The sequence below is a fragment of the Vibrio sp. 397 genome (assembly GCF_033339395.1).
In the GTDB taxonomy this organism is placed as follows: Bacteria; Pseudomonadota; Gammaproteobacteria; order Enterobacterales; family Vibrionaceae; genus Vibrio; species Vibrio alginolyticus.
Map to the genome: position 1 here is coordinate 689,805 of NZ_JAWOUN010000001.1, position 6,097 is coordinate 695,901.

The 6,097-nt window shown below is 42.8% G+C and carries 5 protein-coding genes; 2 read left to right on the forward strand and 3 right to left on the reverse strand.

The window, feature by feature from the left end; translation table 11 throughout:
* Window positions 1–146 precede the first annotated feature (146 nt).
* Window positions 147–365 carry a cold shock domain-containing protein CspD gene (cspD, locus tag R7P36_RS03090; RefSeq protein WP_005378407.1) on the forward strand — a complete coding sequence of 73 codons (219 nt, stop codon included), beginning with the start codon at window positions 147–149 and terminating at the stop codon, window positions 363–365.
* A gap of 185 nt (window positions 366–550) precedes the next feature.
* Here the strand turns inward: cspD and R7P36_RS03095 are convergent, their stop codons facing one another.
* A complete protein-coding gene (locus tag R7P36_RS03095; RefSeq protein WP_005378404.1) occupies window positions 551–2,776 on the reverse strand; it encodes an NADP-dependent isocitrate dehydrogenase in 2,226 nt (741 codons plus the stop codon).
* Window positions 2,777–3,087: 311 nt separating this feature from the next.
* Between R7P36_RS03095 and R7P36_RS03100 the strand changes: the two genes are divergently transcribed.
* The gene (locus R7P36_RS03100) at window positions 3,088–3,789 is read left to right on the forward strand and encodes a pseudouridine synthase (RefSeq protein ID WP_017634731.1); all 702 of its coding nucleotides are present in this window, start codon (window positions 3,088–3,090) and stop codon (window positions 3,787–3,789) included.
* Window positions 3,790–3,874: 85 nt separating this feature from the next.
* Here the strand turns inward: R7P36_RS03100 and R7P36_RS03105 are convergent, their stop codons facing one another.
* Together R7P36_RS03105 and R7P36_RS03110 are read right to left on the reverse strand one after the other, a co-directional pair.
* Window positions 3,875–4,552: a DUF2057 family protein gene (locus R7P36_RS03105; protein WP_017634732.1), complete on the reverse strand. Its 678-nt coding sequence runs from the start codon at window positions 4,550–4,552 to the stop codon at window positions 3,875–3,877.
* Window positions 4,553–4,628: 76 nt separating this feature from the next.
* Window positions 4,629–5,708, reverse strand: a complete 1,080-nt coding sequence (locus R7P36_RS03110) for a porin (RefSeq protein WP_005378424.1) — start codon at window positions 5,706–5,708, stop codon at window positions 4,629–4,631.
* Between the last annotated feature and the right edge of the window lie 389 nt (window positions 5,709–6,097).

A 6,097-nucleotide genomic window follows, 5' to 3' on the forward strand; every position in this document is an offset into this window, starting at 1 on the left:
ACCTCTCTTCTTTAAGTGGTTTGATGAATGTGACTTATCATTGATTTGACGTTTGTTGGCATTCGCTGACAACGGTAGTACCAAGTTAAAGGTATAACTTGGTTGCAGTAACAACATCAGTAAAAAATGCATGAGGGATGTAAAGCATGGCTACAGGTACAGTAAAGTGGTTTAACAATGCCAAAGGATTTGGGTTTATTTGTTCAGATGAAGAAGAGGGAGATATCTTTGCCCACTACTCAACTATCCAGATGGACGGTTATCGTACACTGAAAGCAGGCCAACAAGTCTCTTACGAGATTGAAAAAGGTCCCAAAGGCTGTCACGCGAGTAGCGTCGTGCCTCTTGAAGGCCAAGCCAAATAATTAGAGCGCTGTCGAAATATAAAAATATTGCTCTCGAAACGCCACGTTGATGTTTTGAAGAGAAAAATAAACCCGCCAAGATAGCGGGTTTCTTACTATTTAGAGCACGTGTTACAAAAGGAACACTTACAACGCACTTATAGGATAGGAAACACGCCGAAAACGACGTGTTTTTTAACACGAACTTACTTGTTAATGATTGCGTTAAAGGTTTCGCTTGGACGCATCAATTTAGAAACCAATGCATCGTCTAGTAAGTAGTAACCTCCTAGCTCACCTTTCACGCCTTGCGCATTATTTAGCTCAGCAACGATCGTTTCTTCCTGCTCTGACAGCGCTTTTGCAATTGGTGCAAATTCAGCAGCAAGATCCGCATCATCCGTTTGCTCTGAAAGCGCTTTCGCCCAGTAAAGTGCAAGATAGAAGTGGCTTCCACGGTTATCTAGCTCACCCACTTTGCGTGACGGAGATTTGTTGGTGTCTAAAAACTCACCGGTCGCTTTATCTAGTGTATCTGCTAGAACCTGAGCCTTAGGATTGTTTGTCGCTACACTTAAATGCTCTAACGAAGCAGCAAGCGCTAGGAACTCGCCCAAAGAATCCCAACGAAGGTGATTCTCTTTTTCTACTTGTTGAACGTGCTTAGGAGCAGAACCACCAGCGCCTGTTTCAAATAGACCACCACCATTCATCAATGGAACAATAGATAGCATCTTAGCAGACGTACCTAACTCTAGAATTGGGAACAAGTCTGTTAGGTAGTCACGAAGAACATTACCTGTAACAGAGATAGTATCTAGGCCCGCTTTCATACGCTCTAGTGAGTACTTACAAGCTTCAACAGGAGATAGGATCTTAATCTCTAGACCGTCAGTATCGTGATCTGGTAGGTAGGCGTTTACTTTCTTGATGAGCTCAGCATCGTGCGCGCGGTTTTCATCTAGCCAGAATACAGCTGGAACACCTGTTGCACGTGCGCGAGTCACTGCTAGTTTAACCCAATCTTGGATTGGTGCGTCTTTAACCTGACACATACGGAAGATATCACCTTCTTCAACCGCTTGCTCTAACAGTACGTTACCTGAAGCATCAACAACGCGAACAGTACCCGCAGCGTCTAGAATGAATGTCTTGTCGTGAGAACCATACTCTTCAGCTTTCTGAGCCATTAGACCAACGTTAGGTACGCTACCCATAGTGGTTGGATCAAATGCGCCGTGCTCTTTACAGAAATCAATAACCGCTTGGTAAATACCTGCGTAGCTACGATCTGGAATCATCGCTTTGGTGTCTTTTTGTTTACCATCTGGTCCCCACATTTGACCCGAAGAGCGAAGCATTGCTGGCATAGAAGCATCTACAATAATGTCACTTGGTACATGTAAGTTTGTGATACCACGATCAGAGTCAACCATCGCAAGTTCTGGTTGAGTTTGGTAAACCGCTTGAATGGCCGCTTCAATTTCTGCTTTTTGCGCTTCAGGTAGAGACTCAATTTTTGAGTAAACATCACCGATGCCATTGTTTACATCAACGCCTAGCTCTTCAAACAGCTTACCGTACTTATCGAAAACGTCTTTGTAGTAAACTTTTACGGCATGGCCGAAAATGACAGGGTCAGAAACTTTCATCATCGTCGCTTTCATATGAAGAGACAGCAGCACGTCTTGTGCTTTCGCTTCAGCAATCTCTTTCTCGAAAAATTCAACCAACGCCTTCTTCTTCATTACTGAAGTATCAATGACTTCTTTATCTAGTAATGGGAACGCAGACTTAAGCTCTTTAACTGTACCATCATTACCGACAAACTCGATTTTGACCTCTGTTGCACCAGAGATAGTTGTAGACTTTTCGCTACCAAAGAAGTCATTGTCTGACATGCTCGCAACATGAGACTTAGATTCTGCTGACCATGCACCCATTGAGTGTGGGTTTTTCTTCGCGTAGTTCTTAACCGAAGTCGGAGCACGACGGTCTGAGTTACCTTCACGAAGTACTGGGTTAACCGCACTACCTTTGATTTTGTCGTAAGCCGCTTTAATCGCTTTCTCTTCGTACGTGCTCGGCTCTTCTGGGTAGTTTGGTAAATCGTAACCTTTCGCCTGAAGCTCTTTAATCGCCGCTTTAAGCTGAGGAACTGAAGCTGAAATGTTAGGTAGCTTGATGATATTTGCTTCTGGAGTTTGAGCTAGTTCACCAAGCTCAGTCAACGCATCGCCAATGCGCTGTTCTTCTTTTAGATGCTCTGGGAAGTTAGCGATAATTCGACCTGCTAGTGAAATATCACGAGTATCTACATTGATGCCAGACGATGCTGTGAATGATTGAATGATTGGTAGTAATGAATAAGTTGCTAGCGCCGGCGCTTCATCAGTGATGGTGTAGATAATTGTAGGTTTTTCTGTAGGCATGAAATTTCCCTATTTTTTAATCAACTTGTTGGCTGATCAACTCAGCGTCTGAGTTGGTTTAATTGACGCATTGCTGCGCGTTAGCAGTACATGTCTCCTCACTAACGCCACATGCGGTTCGCACTCTTTGTTGTAGTTTGAAGCTCTAAGCTCTGAATCCATGAGTGCACTGATATAATTAAACAAATAACACGAATTAGTCTATCATTCTGTGCGCGTTTGTTAGTTTTAGGCGCGCAAATCATATCCGATCATGAGAAAACTTAAAACTTTCAAACACAGTTCATTTACATTTTTGCAGGGTAGTTAACATGTCATCTCGTACAGGTCAGGAAAAAGGTCGCAGTCGTAACCAGTCTAAAACGGGCCATTTTAAACACTCAGGAGCTCGCAATGGCTCGAAGACTCGTACTCAGCAAGACCGCCGCCCTAATCGCCCAACAAAAAGCCAAAAGCCAAAAGTGGCCCCTAAAGATCGTAAAGTCATTATTTTCAATAAGCCTTACGATACGCTCAGTCAATTTACCGATGGCGATGGTCGCAAAACGTTAGCGGACTATATCCCAATCAAAAATGTCTATGCGGCTGGCCGATTGGACCGAGACAGCGAAGGTTTGATGGTACTCACTAACGATGGCATCTTGCAGGCGAAGCTAACGCAGCCAAAGTCAAAATCGCCGAAGACTTATTGGGTTCAAGTTGATGGCGCTCCTCAGGAGCAAGATCTTGAAAAATTGAGAAAGGGAGTAGAGCTAAAAGATGGTATGACTCTACCAGCCGAAGTTGAAGTTATTCCAAAACCACAAGTCTGGGACAGAACGCCTCCGGTTCGTTTTCGCGCAAATATCCCTACCACTTGGTTAGCCATTACCATTATTGAAGGAAGAAATCGTCAGGTGCGTCGCATGACTGCGCACATTGGCTTCCCTACTTTGCGCCTCATTCGTCATTCGATGGGTGATATCGTCCTTAACGACCTAATGCCTGGTGAATGGAGAGAAATCTCTCTCTAATAAGCAGAAAAGATAAAAGCAGGCTTAAAGCCTGCTTTTTAGATTCGTACTTTTTCAGTTAAGCCCTATCTAATGAACTAAGGGATTACTGCTCAGCAAGCCAGTTTTTAAAGGCCTCTTTTTCCGCCGGAGACGCTTTCTGGTACATCGTCTTTAATACATCAACCATTGGGCTGTCGTTCGATGCGGCTGTTGAACGGGTATCACTAGTCTCAACTCGAGGCTCGATATCACTTACTGATTGTTGATGCTGATTCACAGTTACATAACTAACGGCAACACTCGCGATACCGCCAGCAATATTGTAGTTGCGAGATTCTTGAGGGTAATTACGACCAATTTGAACACCATCTGACTCTAATACATCTTCGACCAAAGCAATAGGTTGGCCTTTGGTATCCAGTAATTGCCAATCTAGAGGCGAGATGTTGTTTTGCGCTTGGCGAAGAGTTTTAAACTCTGGCAGTTCAAACGTTAGCTTTTCGTTTTCAGCATCAAATTTAGCAACGATTACATCACTGTAAACCGTCTTAAGGTTTTCGTTAATTTCGAATGTAGGTTGATATTTGAAGACAATTTGATTCGTTCCGTCAGGTAGTTCGATTGTCTTCTCACTAGAAAAAAGACCACCTTCTAGATCTGGCTTCTCCATGTTGACGGCCAATAACTTCACGTCTTCTGGAACCACTAAAGTCGTTGCAGCGTAGAGGTTTGTACTGGCAAAAATAGACAGTGCCATTGCCACTTTTAATGATAACTGCATAGAATTTTTCATCCTTATCTTCATAGTAAAAGACCCAGCATATAGCTGGGTCTTACAATATCAAACTGGGTATTGATTACCAGTAGAAACGAGCACCAACACCGAAGTTAGTTGCGTCGTCTGTGTCTTTGTTGTCGAAGTCAGTACCTTCGAAAGTGTAACCCGCTTCTGCGAATACACGTGCCCATTTAGAGAACTTGTATTCAACACCAGCGTAGAACCAAGAAGAGTCTGCGTCTACTTTACCTGCTTCGTCAGTAGACTGAGCTAGGTACTCGTAACCAGAGTATAGAGTTGTTTTAGGAGCAACAGCGAACATACCAGCTACAACGATGTAGTGTGAATCAACTGTTGATTTACCTAGCTTATCTTCGTTTTCGTTGTAGTAGTACGTAGCACCTAGAGTGTGCTCGTTTAGTGCGTACTCAGCAGTTACTTCAAAAGATAGGTTTTCGTTATCAGTACGCTCTGTGTGAGAAACTGTTTGCTCTACACCATTAAGAACTAGTTTTTTCTCTTTAGTTACGTTGATGTCGTTGTTCGCAGTAAGTACACCAGCGTGTAGAGATAGGTCGTTGAAAGATTTACCAACGAATACTTCTAGTACTTCTTCGTTAGAATCTTTTTCGCCTAGCGCGTAACCAGCTTTTAGCCAGAACGCGTCATTTTCGTAAGCGTATTTGATTTGAGAATCGTTGTTCCAAGCGTGACCGTATGCAGTTTCCGCTGCGTTACCACCGAAGAAGTAAGAGTAATCTGCGAAGTATACGTCATCAGCCCAAGTACCTTCTTTACCGAAGCGAAGAGTACCCATATCACCCATATCAAAACCGATGATGTGGCGACGTACGTATACAGAGTCATCTGTACGCTCGCTTGAATCAGCACCTGCGTCGTAGTTGTCACCTAGAGCAACACCGATTTCAACTTCACCCAGAACTTTTAGGCTTTCGTCAACAACGTAAACCGCGTTCACACCAGTACGAGAAGAGCTAGTGTTTAGCTCTGCTGTGTGATCAGTTTTTTCTGTGAATAGAAGAGTTGGACGTAGCTGACCGTAGAAATCTACAGAACCTTCTTCAGATTTGAATACTTCAGCTGCGTTCACTGAAGTTGCAGACGCAACTACAGCTAGTGCTAATAGAGTTTTTTTCATAATTAATCCACTGCCTTTTCTTAGTTCGGGATATCCTTGTCCGGTTCCCTTTTTTTATATGTTTGAGGTAGAGCGTTAACAAAACGTTATACAGCACCTCCTCAAAATCTGGAGCTAAGAGTGCAAAAGATTATTCTGGCTGTCAAATTTTCTAAATACCAATGTAAAAAAAACAAAATACCATTATAAAACAATAACTTGATAAGTTTACCTTTATTTATTCGACGAACATCTAACCAATCTCCATTATTATTTGTAATTTACAAAATTATTAACAAATGGTCTTTTAATCCAATAAGTAAATTTAAAAAAGTAAATTACCACCTTCTAAAGAAGGTGGCTTTGTGTGAGCCCCCTAAAAGGGGGCCTTTGTTTAGTCCAGCGCCAAT

Excerpts from the sequence above, each read along its gene's own strand:
- R7P36_RS03105 (WP_017634732.1), bottom strand. The coding sequence starts at position 4,552 with ATGCAGTTATCATTAAAAGTGGCAATGGCACTGTCTATTTTTGCCAGT.
- R7P36_RS03100 (WP_017634731.1), top strand. The coding sequence starts at position 3,088 with ATGTCATCTCGTACAGGTCAGGAAAAAGGTCGCAGTCGTAACCAGTCT.
- R7P36_RS03095 (WP_005378404.1), bottom strand. The coding sequence starts at position 2,776 with ATGCCTACAGAAAAACCTACAATTATCTACACCATCACTGATGAAGCG.
- R7P36_RS03110 (WP_005378424.1), bottom strand. The coding sequence starts at position 5,708 with ATGAAAAAAACTCTATTAGCACTAGCTGTAGTTGCGTCTGCAACTTCA.
- cspD (WP_005378407.1), top strand. The coding sequence starts at position 147 with ATGGCTACAGGTACAGTAAAGTGGTTTAACAATGCCAAAGGATTTGGG.